This is a genomic window from Leuconostoc palmae (assembly GCF_019656075.1).
Classification (GTDB): domain Bacteria; phylum Bacillota; class Bacilli; order Lactobacillales; family Lactobacillaceae; genus Leuconostoc; species Leuconostoc palmae.
This window is the reverse complement of sequence record NZ_BPKZ01000007.1, coordinates 87,393-107,559: the sequence shown is the minus strand read 5'-3', so window position 1 is coordinate 107,559 and position 20,167 is coordinate 87,393. Positions and strand designations below refer to the sequence as shown.

The 20,167-nt window shown below is 35.9% G+C and carries 18 protein-coding genes, 1 pseudogene and 1 riboswitch; of the genes and pseudogenes, 5 read left to right on the top strand and 14 right to left on the bottom strand.

The features are described from left to right. Positions 1-293: 293 nt before the first annotated feature. The 4 genes and pseudogenes from K5Q12_RS05200 to K5Q12_RS05185 form a co-directional block, all read right to left on the bottom strand. Positions 294-1,297, bottom strand: a pseudogene (locus K5Q12_RS05200) (PTS sugar transporter subunit IIC). 97 nt (positions 1,298-1,394) lie between these two features. Beyond that, positions 1,395-2,387: a D-2-hydroxyacid dehydrogenase gene (locus K5Q12_RS05195; RefSeq protein WP_220742642.1), complete on the bottom strand. Its 993-nt coding sequence runs from the start codon at positions 2,385-2,387 to the stop codon at positions 1,395-1,397. Then, complete coding sequence (locus tag K5Q12_RS05190; protein WP_220742641.1) at positions 2,380-3,582, bottom strand: aminotransferase class I/II-fold pyridoxal phosphate-dependent enzyme; 1,203 nt, start codon at positions 3,580-3,582, stop codon at positions 2,380-2,382. Before K5Q12_RS05190 ends, K5Q12_RS05195 begins: the two co-directional genes overlap by 8 nt. Positions 3,583-3,862: 280 nt before the next feature. Beyond that, positions 3,863-4,465, bottom strand: coding sequence for an AAA family ATPase (locus K5Q12_RS05185; protein ID WP_220742640.1), 603 nt, complete (start codon positions 4,463-4,465; stop codon positions 3,863-3,865). A 118-nt stretch (positions 4,466-4,583) separates the two neighbouring features. On the opposite strand from K5Q12_RS05185, the gene K5Q12_RS05180 reads away from it, so the two are divergent. Beyond that, positions 4,584-5,984 (top strand): APC family permease, encoded by a 1,401-nt coding sequence (locus K5Q12_RS05180; protein WP_220742639.1) that lies wholly within the window; start codon positions 4,584-4,586, stop codon positions 5,982-5,984. 54 nt (positions 5,985-6,038) lie between these two features. On the opposite strand, the gene ezrA is transcribed toward K5Q12_RS05180, so the two are convergent. Further along, on the bottom strand, positions 6,039-7,751 hold the full coding sequence (gene ezrA, locus K5Q12_RS05175) for a septation ring formation regulator EzrA (protein ID WP_220742638.1): 1,713 nt from the start codon (positions 7,749-7,751) through the stop codon (positions 6,039-6,041). Positions 7,752-8,060: 309 nt separating this feature from the next. Here ezrA and rpsD point away from each other — a divergent pair, with 309 nt between their 5' ends. The 4 genes from rpsD to K5Q12_RS05155 all read left to right on the top strand — a co-directional run bounded on the left by rpsD (position 8,061) and on the right by K5Q12_RS05155 (position 11,324). Further along, positions 8,061-8,672: a 30S ribosomal protein S4 gene (rpsD, locus tag K5Q12_RS05170; protein ID WP_220742637.1), complete on the top strand. Its 612-nt coding sequence runs from the start codon at positions 8,061-8,063 to the stop codon at positions 8,670-8,672. A gap of 121 nt (positions 8,673-8,793) precedes the next feature. After that, on the top strand, positions 8,794-9,165 hold the full coding sequence (locus tag K5Q12_RS05165) for a DUF1694 domain-containing protein (protein WP_220742636.1): 372 nt from the start codon (positions 8,794-8,796) through the stop codon (positions 9,163-9,165). Between the two features lie 60 nt (positions 9,166-9,225). Continuing rightward, complete coding sequence (locus K5Q12_RS05160; RefSeq protein ID WP_220742635.1) at positions 9,226-10,512, top strand: replication-associated recombination protein A; 1,287 nt, start codon at positions 9,226-9,228, stop codon at positions 10,510-10,512. Between the two features lie 368 nt (positions 10,513-10,880). Then, entirely contained in the window at positions 10,881-11,324 is a 444-nt protein-coding gene (locus K5Q12_RS05155) for a universal stress protein (protein ID WP_220742634.1), read from the top strand. 45 nt (positions 11,325-11,369) lie between these two features. Here K5Q12_RS05155 and K5Q12_RS05150 read toward each other — a convergent pair whose 3' ends face one another. The 9 genes from K5Q12_RS05150 to K5Q12_RS05110 form a co-directional block, all read right to left on the bottom strand. Beyond that, positions 11,370-12,236, bottom strand: a complete 867-nt coding sequence (locus K5Q12_RS05150) for a helix-turn-helix domain-containing protein (RefSeq protein WP_220742633.1) — start codon at positions 12,234-12,236, stop codon at positions 11,370-11,372. Further along, the gene (locus K5Q12_RS05145; protein WP_220742632.1) at positions 12,236-13,369 is read right to left on the bottom strand and encodes a D-alanine--D-alanine ligase family protein; all 1,134 of its coding nucleotides are present in this window, start codon (positions 13,367-13,369) and stop codon (positions 12,236-12,238) included. Before K5Q12_RS05145 ends, K5Q12_RS05150 begins: the two co-directional genes overlap by 1 nt. 62 nt (positions 13,370-13,431) lie before the next feature. Continuing rightward, positions 13,432-14,433: a DUF2785 domain-containing protein gene (locus K5Q12_RS05140; RefSeq protein WP_220742631.1), complete on the bottom strand. Its 1,002-nt coding sequence runs from the start codon at positions 14,431-14,433 to the stop codon at positions 13,432-13,434. Then, entirely contained in the window at positions 14,433-15,653 is a 1,221-nt protein-coding gene (locus K5Q12_RS05135; RefSeq protein ID WP_220742630.1) for an FtsW/RodA/SpoVE family cell cycle protein, read from the bottom strand. Before K5Q12_RS05135 ends, K5Q12_RS05140 begins: the two co-directional genes overlap by 1 nt. Positions 15,654-15,721: 68 nt before the next feature. Further along, entirely contained in the window at positions 15,722-15,931 is a 210-nt protein-coding gene (locus K5Q12_RS05130) for a DUF2969 family protein (protein ID WP_220742629.1), read from the bottom strand. Position 15,932: 1 nt separating this feature from the next. After that, complete coding sequence (locus K5Q12_RS05125) at positions 15,933-16,925, bottom strand: rod shape-determining protein (RefSeq protein ID WP_220742628.1); 993 nt, start codon at positions 16,923-16,925, stop codon at positions 15,933-15,935. Between the two features lie 97 nt (positions 16,926-17,022). Beyond that, positions 17,023-17,244, bottom strand: a complete 222-nt coding sequence (locus K5Q12_RS05120; RefSeq protein WP_220742627.1) for a DUF1146 family protein — start codon at positions 17,242-17,244, stop codon at positions 17,023-17,025. Positions 17,245-17,356: 112 nt separating this feature from the next. Beyond that, positions 17,357-18,457 (bottom strand): hypothetical protein, encoded by a 1,101-nt coding sequence (locus K5Q12_RS05115; protein WP_281418953.1) that lies wholly within the window; start codon positions 18,455-18,457, stop codon positions 17,357-17,359. Between the two features lie 17 nt (positions 18,458-18,474). Next, entirely contained in the window at positions 18,475-19,914 is a 1,440-nt protein-coding gene (locus tag K5Q12_RS05110; protein WP_220742625.1) for an amino acid permease, read from the bottom strand. 77 nt (positions 19,915-19,991) lie between these two features. Further along, positions 19,992-20,160: riboswitch (Lysine riboswitch) on the bottom strand. Between the last annotated feature and the right edge of the window lie 7 nt (positions 20,161-20,167).

Here is a 20,167-nt window from a genome sequence, read left to right as displayed (position 1 = left end):
ATGTTTTTCTCTCTCGCGCTTTCCGCTCTTAACACAACTTTATTACTATACTATCTCTTCTCAAAGTTGTCAACCCTCAATCGCTCTCTCGCAATTCCTCGCTGCTCCCCTTTGCCTTAAGACATGTTCTAATATAGCAACTTTCTTCCCCTCAGTCAACACCTCTTCTTTACTTTTTTTACTTTCCTTTTACTTCCTTCTTTCTTTCCCTCTTACGTTCGCTTTTTATTCTCTATATATACATGTTTCTTTTTATCGTTCGCTTTTTAAAAAGCAGCCTCTCGGCTGCTTGATTATTGCAATGTTAATTTTAAATCTGCTGGTCTAATCCATTTAAATTTTGTCATGAATACCCACTTTAGAATAACTGCCAATATTACTGACGCTATAATGAAAGTTATCAACACTGCTACTATCGATAATACGTTTTTATCCGAAAGGCTATAAGCTGTTACTGGACCGATTAGACCCGAAAATCCAAATCCTGCAGAAAATGGCGTGCCGTTCATGTTAAATAATGTTGCAACACCACCCATTATTGCCGAAGCAATCGTCGTAGGTATAAATAATCTAGGTTTAGTTAACATGTTTGCCATTTGAATTTTTGGTGATCCAATAAAATGTGCTAAGGTACCACCTAATGGGTTTACGCTTGAACCCATTACCGCCAATGTAAAACTGGCAACAACAATACCAGCATTAGCAGCTCCTGAACCAACCCCGCTTAAGCCAATTGCAGTAGCAATACCGACGGAAGACAGCGGTGATACAACAAGGAAGGCAAAAATCATCCCCAATAATATTCCCATTAACAAAGGCGTTAAATCCGTAGCATAAGCGACTGACTATCCAATTAAATTTTGCACTTGTTTTAATGGATTTAACGTTATTAATCCAATCCCCCCGCAACTAACACAACAACTAACGGTTGTAACAACATTTTTAGATGTCCGAACGCAGTTTCGGTTAATTTAACGAGTATCGTTGCTAGTAATGCTACCAAAACAATGTTTAAAATGACCCCAGTTCCTGAAATGACCATCCCTTTAGGTGTTTGCGTGACAACTCCTGAAGAAACAAACATCGCCAGTGCAATAGAACCTGAATCAATTGCAGATAATCGCATAATTTGCCCAACAGCAAATCCGGAAACAATCGGTAATGTGCTTTGAATTAAAGTGGTCATGTACCCGATTTTAGAGGCAACTGGATTACTAGAAAATAGTAGTAACAATTGACTAACTAGTGCACTTGGAATAAGCGCAATAACAATTCCTAGACTGGTCCCATTTAGAATATCAACAAGAAACTTTTTATTGAACTGCTTTTTCTTTTCATCATTCGTTTATCTCACCTTCATTTCAAACATATATTTATGCGCAAAAAATTGCGCTTTAAATTTCATGCTCTGATTTTTGACCAGAGATTATTGTCATCACATCATCCAACGAAATGTCAACCATGTTTTCCACTGCAGTATTTGTAAAAAAAGCGACATGTGGTGTTATCAAAACATTAGGCATCATCAGTAACTTTTGTATACGATGATCTGGTATACCACTATTACTAAGATCTTTATTAAATACTTGAGATTCATTTTCAACTGTATCTAATGCGGCAGCTGCAATTTGATTAGTCTCTAAGGCAGTAATTAAATCATCAGTATTGATTACCGGTCCACGAGATGCATTGACTAGTAATGCATCTTTTTTCATTTTTGAAAAATCTTCACGATTGATCAAATCAACCGTTGTACTATTTAAATCAACATGTAAACTTATAACATCACTTTCAGTTAGTAATGTCTGTTTAGTCACATAACTAAGATAAGGCTCTAAAGCAGGGTTAGGGTTGACATCATATGCAATTACTTTTGTGCCAAGGGCTGATAATAGTTTTGCCAGCGTACCACCAATACGACCAGCGCCTATGATCCCTACAGTGACTGTATGTATTTCTTTTGATTGTAATCCTTGCCAAAGAAAATCATTACGAGATAGTCGCTGTTCAAATTCTAACGTTCTACGTAGCAAACGAAATATTTGCATTAAGGCCATTTCAGCAACTGATCTGGGAGAATAAGCAGGAACATTAGTAACTTTTAAACCAGCGTTTTTCGCTAAACTCACTTCGACCATATCGTACCCAGCAGTTCGAGTAGTAATTTGTTTTAATCCCTGATGGACTAGTTTCTTATAAAAAGAAGCATCACCATTAATAGAAGCTGTTTGTTGAATAACTAATCCATCGTACTGGCTTAAATCAGGTGCTGTACTTGGATGAAACTCTTCTCGTGAAATATCAATCTCAATATCATTATTTTGAGCATAGCGTTTAATGGCAAATTCTTCATCATCACGTACACTTGTCATTAAAATTTTAACCATGATTTATTTCCTTAATATAAGAAGATAATCTTTTCATAGCTTCAATCAGATTATCCATAGAAGCTGCATAACTAATACGAATGTACCCTTCACCACCAGGTCCAAACGCTGATCCAGGAATGACTGCTAACTTGTTTTTGTACGCTAAATCTCGTGCAAAGGCAAAATCATCAGCTAACTTATTATCAAAAGTAGGTATTTTGGCAAAAATATAAAATGCACCATCAGGCTTTGGAATTTTAAATCCCAACTCTGTCATCTCTTGATAAACAAAGTTACGTCGTGCTTCATACTCAACTTTCATGTCTAGGCTATCCTGACGTCCAGCTTCTGTTCCCAAAGCTTCTGCTGCAGCTGCCATTGCCGAATTAGTTGCGGTAGTGATTGTAAATTGATGAATAAGACTCAATTTATTAATCAATTCAGCGGGACCAGCAAGTAATCCAATACGATAGCCAGTCATCGCATGAGACTTTGATACACCATTTAATAGTAGTGTTTGTTCTGGTAAATATTTAGCCATTGAAACATGTTTTCTACTGTAGGTTAATTCAGAATAAATTTCATCAGAAATCACAACGATATTGGTCTCGCTCAAAACATCTGCTAATGCCTTAATGTCTTCTTCACTGTAAGTAACACCAGTAGGATTTGACGGAAAATTCAAAACAATAGCTTTTATTTTATCCCCATGTTCAGCTATCGCTGCTTTTAACATATCAGGGCTTAACACAAAATCATTTGCTGATGTATCAATAAATACAGGTTCTCCACCACCAACCAAGGTAACCGGTATGTACAAAGGAAAAATTGGCGTTGGTAGAAGAACCTTGTCACCCTCATTTAACAAAGAAGTTAAAACAGTATAGATTCCCTCACTCGCTCCTACTGTTACAATAATTTCATTGTTAGGATTGTATTCTAGATCATAACGATCTCTTAAAAAGTGTGATGCTGCTTTACGTAATGCAATCGTTCCATTTGACGCTGCATAATGTGAATCATTGTTCTGAATAGAAGCTATTGCTGCTTTTTTAATGTGTTCAGGTACATCAAAATCAGGTTCACCCAATGTTAACTTTAAAATATCTGGTATATCACTCACTTCATTATCAAACGCTCTGATAGCACTTGGTTGAACTAGATTCAGTTTTTTATTAAAAGATTCCAATAACGATAATTTTGTGTTGGGCATATTTTTATCCTAATTATAAATAAGTAATTGTTCTAACAAAAAGCACATTCGGTATTCTCCGAATGTGCTTTAGCTACTGTCATTGACTTTGCTCACACGGCACTCGGAAATAATAAAACCATCCGAATACCAACTCAAAACACTTTTGGTAAAAGGACGATTATCCAAAACACCAAAAGTAAAAACTGTTTTTAATTGTGGAGATACTGTTAGCCATTTGTTAAAATCCTTAAACTTTTATGAGATAATCATAATCTTTTTAATTTCATATGTCAATATATTAACTACGTTTTTCTAAATCGATTTTTTGAGGGATACTTCTACCATTAATAATATCCCAGACGATCAAATCTAAACGCGATTTTGTCTTAGACCAATCATCGTTAACTAGCTCATAAGCAATGCCTTCTAGTTCCTTAGGCAAAACAACATCTCGTAAAAATTCTGGTGACTCAATACGTCTTTTTACTGCAGTAGGATTATCTCCTCTGACTTGAACCCGCTCAACAAGTGTATTTGGTGTTGTCACAGTAACAAAGATAATCACCGCTTGATCACCAAGTTCCTGTGCATATGTTATGGCACCCGCTGTATCTAAAACAATAGTAATAAATTTATTTTTTTCCCATCCACGAGCAAGCCCTTCAAATGATGATCCATAATTTTCACCATCATAAACAACACGTTCTAAGTAATGATTACATTCAAAACTTGTTTCTGTCTCAAAATAATAGGACAGACCATCAATTTCTCGTTCACGTGGTAAACGTGTTGTATGCGTTACAACACGTGGCATATGATAATTTTCTTGTAAGTAGCGTGCAATTGTGGTTTTCCCAACGCCAGTGGCGCCAGTAATTACAAAAACTTTGTTATCTTTCATATGTACTATTCCTTATTAGTTATATTGTAACGTATCTTATAACTCCTTGTTAGACATTTGTTAACGAAGTTGATAAAATGGGACTTATGTTTGAATTAAATTAAAATTGGAGAATACTATGTCTATTTTTGCGAGAGCATTCAAAAGGGAATCTGTACATAATTATATACAAGCAGATTCTCACATGTCACGCGAATTAAGCACTAAAGACCTTATTGGTTTAGGTGTTGGAACTGTTATTGGCACTGGAATATTCATACTACCAGGGCATGAAGCTGCTCAAAATGCTGGTCCCGCTGTGTCTATTGCTTTTCTGATAGCTGCCATTTATTCAGGTTTATCTGGTATGGCATTTGCTGAATTTTCTTCGGCAATGCCTGTTGCCGGTTCTGCTTATTCTTATGGTAGTGTTATTTATGGTGAGATTATCGGATGGCTATTGGGTTGGTCGTTAATTCTAGAATATTTTTTGGCTGTATCGGCCATTGCTACTGGCTTTTCAGCTTATCTCAATAATCTACTATTAACTTTTGGCATTCATATACCAAAATCGTTGCTCTCTTGTCCTTTGGAAGGCGGTTTCATTAATCTATTTGCCATTTTGATTATTTTGATAGTCACAATGATTTTATCAAGAGGATTAAATGCTTCCAAAAAAATTGAAAATGGTGCTGTTATATTAAAGGTTACTATTTTGGCACTATTTATCATTGGTGGTTCATTCTTTATTAAACATGCAAATTACGTCCCCTTTTATCCAAAAGAATTCCATTCTGGTCCTCTTGGATTAAACGGTATTATGGCAGCCACTGCAAGTATTATCTTTGCTTTTCTAGGATTTGATACCATTGCAGCTCATGCCGCTGAAGTAAAAAAACCACAAAAAACTATGGCACGTGGGATTATGGGCACTGTTATTATCTCAGCTTTACTTTATGTTTTGTTCTCAGTTGTACTAACAGGTATCGTTAATTATAAAAAACTAGGGGTTGATGACCCAGCTGCATTCGCACTTCAAGCAATTCACCAAACTCAATTTGCCGTTGTCATTACAGTTGGTGCCCTTGTTGGTATGTTTACAGCCATACTCGCTTTAGTACATGCTTCATCAAGACTAACTTACTCTTTTGGTCGTGATGGTTTATTACCTAAATCTTTAGGCCGTATCTCTTCCGGATCACGTCTACCTGTTAATGCACTTATACTAGCAGTCATAGTAGAATCTATAATTGCAGGATTAATACCACTTAATACACTAGCTAGCTTAATCAACGCTGGCACACTACTAGCTTTTACTTTTATTAATTTCGGAATCTTGATACTACGTCGTCGCAAAGACTTAACTCATGATGGGTTTAAAGTACCAGGTTACCCTTTCATACCATTTATTGCTGGTGTTATTAGTTTATATCTAATTACTAAATTACCACTTGAAACGTTACAATTATTCAGTATATGGGTTATACTTGGCATTATATGGTACTTTGCTTATGGTGTTCGCCATTCAAAGTTGTCTTAACAAAAATACTCGTCCGAATATATTCGGACGAGTATTTTTGTTTTTAAAATTTTCCTATACTAAAGGCGTTTTACGTCGCATATATGAATCAACAATCTTTTCATATATACCAGGCTCAACACTATCTAAGGCTGGACCTAAAACATCCATAGCTTTATCAAAACTATAATCACGTTCATAGAACATTCTTGCCTGCTCACTAGCTGCAGCAACACGATCATTCCCTGCTCTATAGCGGTTAGCATACTGCAATAATTGTTCAGTTAATGCAGCTTGATCAATAATCTTTTCTGTTTTTTCTTTTAGAGTATCAATATCTGAAGAAACAATATTTAATTGGCGTTGCACTTCATCCATATTAACTAATGTAGCTTGTAATGATTTAGCAAGTCGCTCTAATTCGTTCGCAACTGCAAAAAAGTATTCAAGATAGTTGGCTGGTAAACCAGGCAAATTCATTCTTTCAACAGAATGTTTAATATTTTCGATTTCTTTTTGATACTGTGCGCCAAATTTTCTGGCGGATTTTTGCGCCTTCTCTAACCCAGAAATATTTTTCCAAATGTCAACTTGTTGTGCTTCGATATCTGCAAATTGTTCTATGAGCTGTTCTTGCTTTGATTGTAACTCACTAAATGACATTTCCGCTGATTCCAGTAGATCGTCATTATGATTAATTTGGTCTTCCCCTTCATTGATACGCTCAAGTAATGTGCGACGTAATTCCAATTCGCGATGTGTAAATTGGAAATTTTGTCCTAAACGATCTAATTCAATAGATAGCGCACTATTTTGTTCTCTTATGCGCAACAAATCAGAAGATAATTGACTAGCATGTTTCTTAACTTGTTGTCTAGCCGAAACTTCAGATTCCATCAAATCGTATAAGGAATCAATACGACGTTCAATGTAGCTACTTTGCTCAACAACCTCTTTTAGCTTTAATTCTCCCAATAACTTTAGTACTTGTTGACGTTGAGAATCAATCGCAGTTAGCTCTGTATCGACTGTATCATTTGGAAATACAAATCCCTGATTCAACATATCAGCATGTCCTTGCGATAAATCATTTAACTGTTCAACATATACTTTATTCAACTTCTCAAATAAATCAGGAATATCACTCATCATGGTTTCCATTTGAGTTGTTTCCATGGCTAACTGTTCATAGATGTCTGATGCAGTAGCATGGTCTCCGTCTTCAGTAAGCTTCGTGAATTCTTCATAATCTTTTTCAAGCTGTGACAAAAACTTATCTAGACCGTCATTTGCAGGTCCATACTTAAAGTTTTCAGCTAATAAGCGTTTACGCAAATCATCATACTTTTTCTTCAAATCATTAATTGCTTCTCGATGAGCTTCGTTGATTTTTTTCAACTCAGACAGACCACTTCGCACTTCGTTTATTGTTTGCTCAGTATTATCAATCATTGATTCCAATCGCGCTAATTCATGTCTTGTTTTAACAAAGTTAATACCACGAGCTTCAAACAAAACCAAGTTAGCTTGTTGATCAATTTTTAGAAACTTATTATTTTTTATATCATTAAACTGTCTTTCAAGCGCCTGGTATTCTTTCAGAGATTGCCCAGTTAATGATAGCTTTCGGCCTTCAACTAGCTCATCCCTGACTTTCAATGATGTTAATTGTTCTTTTTTTAATTTTAAAAGATTGACCCGCTTTACAGTTGTCCTTTGCGTAAAAAAGATTGCTAAATAAGCAATAATGACTAAAAGTAGTACGATAGCTAATATAGTTAAATTCATGTGTTTTATCCCATTTTTACTTGATACATTAATTCTAACACGCACAGTGATCTTATGCAGAGCTTCGTTCTTTTTTTGCTAAATCTCAAGTCGTTTATGTTTTTCTTAATAACTTGCTTAATTAGACAAAATTTGATATGATTTTCTAAGTTGTAAATTGAGTAGCAGTAAATAAAGAAGCGCGTCAACAACGCCCCAAATCGTTAGTAAGACCATGCTACTGGTTCTGAGAAACGTCAAGATAGGCGCTGCACGCATCTGGTATTTACCCTCAAATGTACGACAAACTACATTTTGGAGGACATATACATGTCACGTTATACAGGTCCAAAGTGGCGTATCTCACGTCGCTTAGGTGTTTCATTGTCTGGTACAGGTAAAGAATTGTCACGTCGCGCATACGCACCTGGTGATCACGGTGCAGGTCGTCGCGCAAAAATTTCTGAATACGGTACACAATTGCGTGAAAAGCAAAAGTTGCGTTTCACTTATGGTTTGACAGAACGTCAATTCCATTCTTTGTTTAACAAAGCTGGTAAGATTCGTAAGGGTACTCACGGTACTAACTTCATGATCTTATTGGAACAACGTTTAGATTCACTTGTTTACCGTCTCGGATTGGCAACTACACGCCAACAAGCCCGTCAATTAGTAAACCATGGTCACATTTTGGTTGATGGTAAGCGTGTTGACATTGCTTCATTCAATGTTACACCAGGTCAAGTTATTTCTGTTCGCGATAAGTCAAAAAACATTGTACCTATCCAAGTTGCCGTTGAATCAGTTGTGGCTCGCCCACAATTCGTTTCTTTCGATGCTGAAAAGCTTGAAGGTACTTTAGTACGTTTGCCAGAACGTGAAGAATTAGATGCTGATATCAACGAAGCTTTGATTGTCGAATACTACAACCGTTTGGGTTAATACACTTAAGTCAATTTTGGTTGAAACGTCACCGTTTGGTGACGTTTTTCTTTTACATTTGAATTCTGATTTGTGATTAAAGTATAATATATATACTAAAACGTATCGGAGATTGGAATTAATGGACATCAATGAACGCCTTCAACAAGAAAAATCGGGTTCTCCTATTAAAATTAATCCTGACGAACAGCGACGTTATTTGGGAACATTTAGAGAACGTGTTGTAGCTGCAGTAAAAAAATCACAGATAACTAACAGCAAAATACAATCATTATTTGAAAATACCCTAAAAACCTACAAAGACGGTAAAGTGGTGATTGATCAAAGGACTGCTGGTGAGCTCTTATCTTTTTACGTTGCATTGGCTTCAAAAACTGGTCATTCTTTTACAATTATTTCGGATCAGACCATAATTAATAAACAAGATGATCCTATAGTTGTCTTATTGCAAACAAACTATGCAGTTAACATTGATAATATATATTTCAATTAATTTTGATAGAAGGGAAACATTCTAACGTATATTTCAGAATGATTTTAGGTAGTTTATCTTATGCAACAACCGTTAGCGTATCGCATGCGTCCAGATAAAATCGAAGACATTGTTGGTCAGCAGCATCTCGTTGGAAAAAATAAAATCATTTGGCGTATGGTTGCTGCTAAAAGGTTACATTCAATGATTCTTTATGGACCCCCAGGTATCGGCAAAACATCAATTGCCTCCGCAATTGCCGGCTCATCCAAATACGCATTTCGTATACTTAATGCAGCAACCGATACTCAAAAAGATTTACAAATCGTAGCTGAGGAAGCAAAAATGTCAGGCACTGTGATTTTGCTACTCGATGAAATACATCGATTAAATAAAGTGAAGCAAGATTTTTTATTACCACATCTAGAATCAGGTGCAATTATTTTAATTGGTGCAACAACCGAAAATCCATATATTAATGTTACGCCAGCGATTCGTTCGCGAACTCAAATCTTTGAAGTCAAGCCACTAGAGGAACTTGATATTAAGAAAGCAATAATACGAGCACTACATGACAAAACAAACGGATTAGGTCATTATTCTATTCAATTAGACGAACCAGCACTACACCATCTAACTCGTGCAACCAATGGCGATTTGCGTAGCGCACTAAACGGATTAGAACTTGCTGTATTATCAACACCTAAAAATACTGATGACGTCATTCATATTACATTACCCATCATCGAAGAAACCATACAGAAAAAATCTTTATCTGCTGATAAAGACGGTGATGCTCACTATGATGTCATTTCCGCTTTACAAAAATCTATTCGAGGATCAGATACCGATGCCGCATTACATTATGCTGCAAGAATTATCGAATCTGGAGATTTGAACATACTTGCCAGAAGGTTAACAGTTATTGCCTATGAAGACATAGGTTTAGCCAATCCTACTGCCGTACAAAGAGCTGTTTTAGCTACACAAGCTGCTCAAGCTTTGGGATTACCTGAAGCACGAATTCCTTTGGCAAACGCAATTATTGAACTCTCACTATCTCCTAAATCAAATTCTGCTTATCAGGCTATCGACCGCGCTTTAGCGGATATACATTTAGGAAAAATAGGTGATATTCCAAATCATCTCAAAGATGCACATTATAAAGGTGCAGGTGATTTAGGCCGTGGTGTCAACTATGTTTATCCTCATGAATTTAAAAATGATTGGATACCACAGCAATATCTACCCGATCGTATTAAAAATGCTAATTACTTTACACCAAAAGGTAATTCTAAAACTGAACAATCCTTTCTTGATTTATATCGTTCATTGAAAACATCACAAAAAAATGGTCTAAGTGACTAATTTTTAAATTTGTCAAGACTAGTTGTCATTATGAAATTACGCTATAATATAATATGAATTACCCAGATATACGCATGGCTACATCATCAGTTTTTTCCTTACAACCTTTATTACGGACAGGAATTATTGACTTAAAAGATCTGCCCTTTCATTTGGTAATCTGACAATTAATATGAACTATCCACCTCGATGAATTCGAGGAAAATCTGCGTAGCGATTAACGGTATCATGAGTATTCCGGGCATGTCCCGTGCGTTCACATAATGTGAACGCTTTTTTTAAAATATTAGACAAAATTTAAAATATGCTATTATTTTTTCAATGAAAGCGTTATACTTAGTGCATAGATACACATAAGGAGAAAATTCATGACAGCAAACTATAATAAAATTTTAGTACCAATGGATGGTTCAAAAGAATCAGAAGCTGCACTTGTACGTGCTATTGAATTAGCTAATCATGCCGGTGAAAATGGTGTACTGTCTATTTTGAATGTTATTGATACGCGAGCATTCCAAAATGTTGCTAGTTTTGATGACACAATGGTAGAGGCTGTTTCAGACGAGACCCGTAAAAGTCTTGAAAACTATAAGCAACAAGCGCTAGATGCAGGCGTCAAGAATGTTGATTATTTGATCGAATATGGCTCACCAAAGACACTCATTGCTAAAGAAGTGCCAAACGAAGTAGCTGCTGATATTATTGTTATCGGTGCTACTGGTTTAAATGCTGTTGAACGTTTAGTTATTGGATCAGTGACAGAGTTTGTCACACGCACGGCTAAAGTCGATGTACTAGTTGTTCGTAGTTAAAATATAAAACAAAAAGCTTTCATGTTTTGGCATGAAAGCTTTTTGTTATATTTTAACCTTATCTAATTCCGCAAGATGTGCTTCTGTCTTTTTTCTATTAGACAAATACGCAGCAACATGTGCATAATGTATACGCTTTTGAGCTTCAGAATTATTACCTCTTTTTTGCTCTACTTTAGCTAACAATTCATTTAAATCTGGAACCCAGAGCAAATCTACTCTTTTACGCAATGCTTCCAAAGCTTCTAATAAAATATCAGCCGCTTTATCTAATTGATTGATTTCAACGAGAAATTCGGCATAATATTGTCTACCTTTTAAAGCACCATGGAATTCCATGTCTCCGGCACTTATTAAATTAGGTTCCAAACTAAACGCTGTTTCAAATTTTTCTTGAGCTGTTTTTATATCGCCTTTAAAATAGTAGCTCGTTCCCATTTGACGATATGCATAAAATAAGTAAAAATCACCTAATGATGGTGTATTCTCATCAACTGCCTTATTTGCAAACGCAATCACTTGATCATAATTTTTTTCATTATAACAAGCATTCGCTGCTTTCAAAATATAGTAAGCTTGGACTGTTGGCGCGTTTTGACTTAAAGCTTTTTCAAAATCAGCAAATTCTGACAACGCATCATGCTTCATCTGTAGCACAACTTTTCCCAGTAATTCTTTGGCTTTTTGGGTCAAAAAATCACCAGATACAAATTCAGACATATCAAGATTCAAACGATCTAAAATAGCAAGTAAAACATCAGCATTAGGTACTCGGTTTTGATTTTCAACAAGCGAAATAGTAGCTTGTGTGGTAATGCCCTCGGCTAACTCAACTTGTGACAAATGCATTTTTTTTCGAGCTACTCTTATTGCTTTACCATCAAAACTGTCGTGTCTAATATTTTTTACCATTACTTAAACTTCCCTATTTTTTCTTCGCCCAAACTCACAAAATCATAACTAAGTTGAGCATTTTTATTAAATTCTGCAAAGCCATAGTCAATCATCATATCAACTAATTTTACATTATCAATATCAGAGTAATCCCATAAACGCTTAAACAAAGACATATTAGTGAAGCCTGGTAATGTGTTAGGTTCTCCAAGATAAGGCACGTTATTTTCATCAAGCAAGAAATCCATTCTCGCTTCACCTCTTAGATTCAGTACCTTATAAGCTTTTAGAGCCATTTCCTTAACTTCTCTTGTAACTTCATATGGTAACTTTGCGGGAATTTCGAATTGAACACCTGAATTATCAACGAATTTATTATTATAATCGTACCACCCCTCGCCATCTCCTTGTTCTGGTACATGATGTGCGCCTATTTCAGAAACTAATAATTCATCGTTACCAATCACGCCCACCTCAAGTTCACGAGGACCTTTAACTTCTTGTTCAATCAATACTTTGTAATCATACTGGAAAGAATCTGCCAATGCTATTGCATATTCTTCAGCTGACTTCACACGTGAAATTCCAACTGACGACCCTTGATTAGCTGCTTTTACGAAAACCACATTTCCTAGTGTCTCAACTATTTTTTCCCACGACCACTCTTTAACAGTTTTCTGATCTACAACAATATATTTTGTATTACGAACATCATTAATTGTCAACAATTCTTTTGTCAACACTTTATCAAAACTGACCGCATGTCCACGAAGAGGTGCCCCAACATAAGGCTTATTCAGCAACTTAAACAAACCTTGTAAGGTGCCATCTTCTCCCAAATTTCCGTGTACAACTGGGAAAAAAATATCAAAATTTCCTGCTTCACGCAGAGATTCAATACGCGCTAACGGATCATTTTGATCTACTTTAGTCATAAATGAATCAACAATTGGTTGCTCTTCTTCGAGCGCTAGAACGCGTTTAGAACTTTCAGGATCAAGGAAATAGCCATTTTGAGCGATTGCAAATACGGTAACATCATATTTTCCAGTTCCCATAATAGCATCATAATAGTTTTGCGCTGATCTTTTTGAGACATCGTGTTCTGAAGAGTTTCCACCAAATATTAAAGCAACATGTTTTTTAGTCATTATTTTTCTCCAACTTTTTATATATCAAAATAAAGTAATATTCAACTGCAATACTTAGAAATTTATGTTAAAAAATCTCTAGTCTGCTCGATGTAGGCATATATTTTTTCTGGAACATCATCTCTCCCCCGCAGCATCAGTGTATTAAAAAATCGCGTTCTATTGTACATTTGATGCCATCTACCTTCATCTTGTGGTGGTTTCCTAGTTACTAAATCTTTGCGCCATAATTTCAATGTTAATAACACATAATCATGATAAACAGCATGTTTGTTGGCACTGAAATTAGTGACTTCAACAATTCGCTCTGTCTCGCCCATCATTAGTGGTTGTTGCAATTCACGATAACCTGCTAACATACTAGCCAGTAAAAATAACTTATCAGCTCGCATCAGATGAGGAAACATTAATAATTCAGCAATAGCATTAGCAATGTGTGTAAATGCGTGTGCCCATCCATTTGTACCAATAAATCCGCGTGTGTCACGCTCTAAAGCAGCATATAACGCAACTTTGTTGATGACATGATCTAATTCATTAACAGTCAAAAATGATTTACGCGTACGGTGAGTAAATAGTAATAACGATATGACTAAGATAGCAAAAGATCTTTGATATATTGCATCATTATTAGGCTCAAATATATGGCCAAATAGTCGTGTATCATCAATCAAATATGCCATTAGCCAATGCATTTGTTTTTCAGTTATTAAATCGTTTTGAATAACGTCACTGATGAAAAAAAAAGCACCCGTATCACGAAATTTTGGTAATGGATTTGCTAATTGCTGAACAACAATTAGTAAATCATTATCTGAGATCATGTCAACGTTGTATATGTTTTGATGATCAGTATTACTTGATTCTGACTGACGATTATAACGTTTTATGATTTCTAATGCCGCTTCCCCATTTTGGGGTAATTGAATATCAGTTAACGCGTCTCTTTCAGCATCATTTAACACACTGGCAATTTTATCTCCAAGAGACTGAAAAATTTCGCCAGAACGAGTTTTTTCTCTTATGTTTATAAATTGTTCTTGCAACTGAATTAAATTACTCATCAGATAGAAAAACCTGTCGATTCTGTAAAAGTTGTTTTTTGTTGTTGGTAGCCAATTGACAATATCAATCCCACACCAATCATATTACCAAGTAAAGACGACCCACCTTGTGAAATAAAAGGTAACGGAATACCTGTTAAAGGTAGTAAACCAATACTCATACCAATATTTTCAAATACATGAAACATAACCATCATAACAACACCTGTCGCAATATAAGCATAAAATGCATTTTGCGCTCTAAACGTTGCTTTGATTAAACGGTAAATTAATGCAAAATATAAAATAATAAGCAAAGTACCACCGACGAAACCAAAACTTTCGCCAATAACAGAAAAAATCATATCTGATTCTCTAACAGGTACATATACTTTGAGGTGTCCAAAACCTTGTCCTGTTATTTGTCCTGAACCAATCGCTTTTAGACTTTGATAAGTTTGATACCCTGAAGAAGATGTATCCTGATCTGGATGAAGCCAAGTTTGTATTCGATCAAACTGGTACAATTTAAACCCAAGTGCATCCAAAATAACTTTCCCTGACGATGATGTGACCAAAGCTAATAACGTTGCCCCGACCGTAGCAGCTACAGCTATAACTGGTCCTAAAATACGCCAGGTGATACCAGAGACAAGTGTGACTCCTCCAAAAATTGACATGAATACTAATAATGTTCCCAAATCCGGTTGCATCGAAATAAGCAAGGCAATAGGCAAAAAGCACAGTGCCATTTTTCCCAGAAGTAGCCAATCTGATTGTACAGAATGATGTTCATATATTCGATTATGCTGAGCAACTACACGACTCAACATTAAAATAAAAGCTGGTTTTACAACTTCAGAAGGCTGAAAAGACACTGGTCCAAAAACAAACCAAGATTTGGCACCCGTGGAAGCTGCCATCGCCCTATCGTAGAATAGTAAGATAGCTATTAGTAAAAAAATACCAAGCGCATAGCCAATAGGTGCTAAACGCCATAATTGTGAGGCATCAAATCGAAGCAGAAAAGCAATGATAACCGCACTAATTACCCAAAATAATCCTTGAATAAAGGTAGCACGTAGTGCCATTTGAACATTCCCATATTGTGAATGTAATGCTGCTTCAAAAATCGAACTCAAACCAATAATCATAAATAATAACAGTGATAGTATAATTCCCCAATCAAGCTCAGATCCTGAAGTACGATTACTAATTTGTCGTGATGGTATATTTTGCATCTAATGTTCCCTCACCTATGTACAAACCCTTATCATTTACTTTAATGATAAGGGCTTTTTATCCATGTTTACTGATATAAATTAAAACTGGCTAAAATAGCTTGAATAGCTTCATCTTGGGTTTTTGCTTGGTTAATAACCGCTTGCTTACCAAAGTATCCTGAAAACCCTCTGTCACTGACTTCTACATGCCCGATTTGTTTATTGTCAATCATGACTTGTGTTTGACCATCAATGTCGATCAATTCAACACCAAAATTCTGATTTTTCTTGCGCATTTTATAATCCCTTATGTGTTGCTTTCATGTGTTCAAGAAGTGCCCCTGCTCCTTTAGCGACATTGTCTAATGGAGAATCTGAGACTACAACTGGGACTTCTAAAGCATCTGACAATAACTGATCCATCCCATGCAATAATGCCCCACCACCTGTTAACATAATGCCACGATCAATAATATCGGCTGCTAATTCTGGTGGTAGTTTTGCTAGAACTGAGTGAGCAGCTCTCACAATTTGTTGTAATGTATCGTGCAAAGATTCTTCAACTTCGTTTGAATTAATAGTTACCGTTTTAGGCATTCCTTCAAAGTTATCACGTCCACGCACTTCCATAGTTAGTGGTTCATCAACTGGCAAAGCAGATCCAATTTGAATCTTAATCGTTTCAGCTGTACGCTCTCCGACAATAAGATTGTGACGACGCTTTAGATAACTAACAATGTCGAAGTTCATCTTATCGCCAGCTACCCTGATTGATTCAGAAACAACAATATCACCAAGAGATAGCACCGCAATGTCTGAGGTTCCGCCGCCCATATCAATAACCATTGACCCAATGGGTTTGAAAATATCTAACCCAGCGCCAACTGCAGCAACTTTGGGTTCATACTCAAGATAGACTTTAGCTCCTCCAGCCTTTTCAGCTGCTTGAATAATTGCTTTTCGTTCAATTTCTGTAATGTTAGTTGGCGCACAAATCATAATATTTGGCTTAGACATGAATCCCTTGACATGTAACTTATCCACAAAATAAGTTAACATTGCTTCAGTCACATCGAAGTCAGAAATAACACCATCTTTTAAAGGACGAACAGCTCGTATATTTCCCGGTGTACGTCCAACCATACGATATGCTTCTGATCCAACCGCCAAAACACGATCGCTCTTATCATCTACGGCTACAACTGAAGGTTCGTTTAAAACGATTCCTTTACCCTCTACATATATGAGAACATTGGCTGTTCCCAAGTCAATGCCAATATCTTTTGCCATTCTTATTCTCCAGTATTTTATTTTTATAAACGGGTGTTTTTCACCAAATTGTCTACATAATCTAGTCAATTATAACATATTTTTAGTTGGTTTTTTCCTACTTACCCAATAGTGTCGCTGGAAAATCTAATATCCAATTTGTAATGGCAATAAAAAAACTAGCTAGCAGATATCCAACAACAATTGATAACACTACTTTGAGTAAAGCTGCTTGTTGCGGTGTATAAGGCATTATTTTAGCAAAATTTATTGGTTTAAGTAGCCAAAAACAAAAATATATAGACAAAATGTTAACACCTAACATAAATATTGGACTCATGATTTTCTCCTATCTTGATTTGATACTATACTGTTCCAGCAATTAGAGCTATGAAATATATGTGATATAACTATAAAAACCGGAAATATTTCATCACATTCCGGTTAATGTATTATTCAATATATTCGGGATACTCCACGTGACGCCATGGTTGATCAAATAACATAACGCGTAGTTCTTCCTCACTCATCTCTTGACCATTAATTGATTTCTTATACACACGTAAATGTTTAACTTCATTATCAGCAAAATCTTGGTACATTTGTGCTCTAGCAATAGCATAATCAACTAATGCAGAAAATTCTTCTAAATCAGACATAAAAGCCAGGGCCTGTGTTTGATATAAAGTCATTGATTTTGCCGGTTCTAAAGCAACTGTTTCATTCATTTGATCCGCTATTTTTTGAGAGTTATTTTGCCAAGTATCTGGTGTCATCACAAAATACATGGTTAACAATCTTAAAAACCTAACTGTAGAAGCACGTATTCCGATGGAAGAACTAGGGTCCAAATCTAACATTCTCAACTCAATGTACGACAATCCTTTATCTGTCATACCTTTAATTTCATCAGCCGCTTTTAAACGAATTGGGCCATGAAATTCTGACTCACTCTGAATCTCATTGTCAGAAATAGCTTTGAGTAAACTCGACTCATAGGAAGCAATTGAGCTATAATCACCACGATAAGCACTAAACAACCCATATTGGCGTGAAGATCTTAACGAACGGACTGGAGATTCAGGAACCTGATCCACATAATAATTCTTTTCTGCAACGGGAGAAGCGCCAAATAAATATGTTAATAGCCATCGATACTGAATAAAGCCATGTACAATTTTTTCAAATAATGCATTTTTTAATTCCGGTTTAGTTGGATATCCCTCTAGGGTATAAGCATGTAAAGAATCAATTAATGCAGCATCAAAACTTATATTAATATGCACACCTGTGGGAAGTGCTCTTCTAATATCATGGTTTTTTAACCAATTCTTATAATAATTTGCTTTTTCTTCGGTTACATGTGATAACTCAATTTTAGTCAAATCTTCCGGTAAAATAGGTGGCAAAGACATTGGCCATAATAATTCATCTGCATTAAGCGATGCACGTAATGTATGGTTCAAAGCAGTTAAGTAGCGTACCGCCTCAGCTGCATTACCACCAGTTGGTGTAATAATTTCACTTTGTGTGTTAAAAAAATCATTGGTTATTCCCCAATGATTTTTGATTATTTTTTCTCTAAATCAACCTCTTCTAGTTTGATCATCTTTGTTTTATGACGTACTTTGTACACAAAATAAAGCACGATGAATAGTGGTACAGACAAATAAGTAACAGCTATTTTTTCCAGATTTAGATTAGCAAAGCTACCCGGATCTTGCCCGATTATTACGCCAATTGAAATGATGAGCGCAAATAAAGGCCCAAATGGGAACCACTTAGCTTTATATTTCAAATCATTCAAATCTTTACCTTGTTTAACATAAGCTCTTCGGAAACGATAGTGTGAAATAGCAATACCAACCCAAGCAATGAATCCAGTCAACCCAGAAGCATTAACCAGCCAAGTATAAGCCACTGAACCGCCTTTAGTATTAGAAATAAAAGCTAATAATCCAATAGCCGTTGTAAGTATCAATGCCGCTACCGGAACACCACGTTTTGAGACTTTAGCAAAGATTTTAGGCGCTTCACCTTTTCTTGCCATAGCATATAACATGCGTGTTGATGCATACGAACCTGAATTAGCCGATGATACAATTGATGTTAAAATAACAGCGTTCATCAAGCTAGCTGCAAAGGCTATCCCAGCATTTTTAAAAACAATTGTAAAAGGTGATACTGCGATATTTTCTGTCGATGAGCTTAACAAACGTGGGTCCTGATAATATACCAAAGCAGAAATAACAAAAATGGCTAATATATAAAAGAGCAATATCCGCCAGAAAACCTGATTAATTGCTTTAGGCACTGACTTATCTGGATCTTTGGCTTCACCAGCAGTTATACCAATTAGTTCAGTTCCTTGAAACGAAAAGCCTGCAACCACAAATACTGAGAGTATAGCTTGCGGACCACCAACAAAGCCATGGTTCCCAACAGACAAGTTTTTCATAACATTAATATCTGAATGAATAATACCAAATATTGTTGCTATACCTACAACAAGAAAGGCAATAATAGTTATGACCTTAATCATTGATAACCAAAATTCTGCTTCACCAAAAGCACCAACTGAAAACAAATTAATCAAAAAAATTAATAGTAACGCAACAGACGAAAATATCCATGCTGGGGTATGTGGAAACCAGAATTTAGAAACCAATCCCACAGCAACAATATCGACTGCTAATGTAATTGCCCAATTAAACCAATAGTTCCATCCCATTGCAAATCCTAATGCTGGATCAACATATTTACCTGCATAATCTGAAAACGATCCTGACGTTGGTGAATAAGTTGCCATCTCGCCAAGACTGGTCATCAAAAAATAAACCATAATTCCTATAGCCAAGTAAGCCACAATAGCACCAAAGGGGCCTGCTTGTGCTACTGTCGCACCAGAAGCAACAAATAACCCTGTCCCAATTGAGCCACCCAAAGCAATCATAGATACATGACGTGTTTTCAGGTTACGCTTCATTTCACCATTACTGTTTTCTGTCATAAAAATCTCCCTAATTGGGGCAAATAAAAAGCCCCTTTCTAATATAGAAAGAGGTCTAAAAAGTCATTTTAACATTAACTTTTCAAAGCACACCACGTTTACGTGACAGTCTAACAATTATTAATTGCTAGCCCAATATTACTTTGCCTTCAGTAATATTTCGGCAACCGCCCCTTTCATGCAAATTCAATGTTTTTGGCAAACTCATTTACATTACTTTTGTTGGTCGCAACCTCTCTGATAACCTAAACAT

Excerpts from the sequence above, each read along its gene's own strand:
- K5Q12_RS05195 (WP_220742642.1), bottom strand. The coding sequence starts at position 2,387 with ATGGTTAAAATTTTAATGACAAGTGTACGTGATGATGAAGAATTTGCC.
- K5Q12_RS05190 (WP_220742641.1), bottom strand. The coding sequence starts at position 3,582 with ATGCCCAACACAAAATTATCGTTATTGGAATCTTTTAATAAAAAACTG.
- K5Q12_RS05185 (WP_220742640.1), bottom strand. The coding sequence starts at position 4,465 with ATGAAAGATAACAAAGTTTTTGTAATTACTGGCGCCACTGGCGTTGGG.
- K5Q12_RS05180 (WP_220742639.1), top strand. The coding sequence starts at position 4,584 with ATGTCTATTTTTGCGAGAGCATTCAAAAGGGAATCTGTACATAATTAT.
- ezrA (WP_220742638.1), bottom strand. The coding sequence starts at position 7,751 with ATGAATTTAACTATATTAGCTATCGTACTACTTTTAGTCATTATTGCT.
- rpsD (WP_220742637.1), top strand. The coding sequence starts at position 8,061 with ATGTCACGTTATACAGGTCCAAAGTGGCGTATCTCACGTCGCTTAGGT.
- K5Q12_RS05165 (WP_220742636.1), top strand. The coding sequence starts at position 8,794 with ATGGACATCAATGAACGCCTTCAACAAGAAAAATCGGGTTCTCCTATT.
- K5Q12_RS05160 (WP_220742635.1), top strand. The coding sequence starts at position 9,226 with ATGCAACAACCGTTAGCGTATCGCATGCGTCCAGATAAAATCGAAGAC.
- K5Q12_RS05155 (WP_220742634.1), top strand. The coding sequence starts at position 10,881 with ATGACAGCAAACTATAATAAAATTTTAGTACCAATGGATGGTTCAAAA.
- K5Q12_RS05150 (WP_220742633.1), bottom strand. The coding sequence starts at position 12,236 with ATGGTAAAAAATATTAGACACGACAGTTTTGATGGTAAAGCAATAAGA.
- K5Q12_RS05145 (WP_220742632.1), bottom strand. The coding sequence starts at position 13,369 with ATGACTAAAAAACATGTTGCTTTAATATTTGGTGGAAACTCTTCAGAA.
- K5Q12_RS05140 (WP_220742631.1), bottom strand. The coding sequence starts at position 14,433 with ATGAGTAATTTAATTCAGTTGCAAGAACAATTTATAAACATAAGAGAA.
- K5Q12_RS05135 (WP_220742630.1), bottom strand. The coding sequence starts at position 15,653 with ATGCAAAATATACCATCACGACAAATTAGTAATCGTACTTCAGGATCT.
- K5Q12_RS05130 (WP_220742629.1), bottom strand. The coding sequence starts at position 15,931 with ATGCGCAAGAAAAATCAGAATTTTGGTGTTGAATTGATCGACATTGAT.
- K5Q12_RS05125 (WP_220742628.1), bottom strand. The coding sequence starts at position 16,925 with ATGGCAAAAGATATTGGCATTGACTTGGGAACAGCCAATGTTCTCATA.
- K5Q12_RS05120 (WP_220742627.1), bottom strand. The coding sequence starts at position 17,244 with ATGAGTCCAATATTTATGTTAGGTGTTAACATTTTGTCTATATATTTT.
- K5Q12_RS05110 (WP_220742625.1), bottom strand. The coding sequence starts at position 19,914 with ATGACAGAAAACAGTAATGGTGAAATGAAGCGTAACCTGAAAACACGT.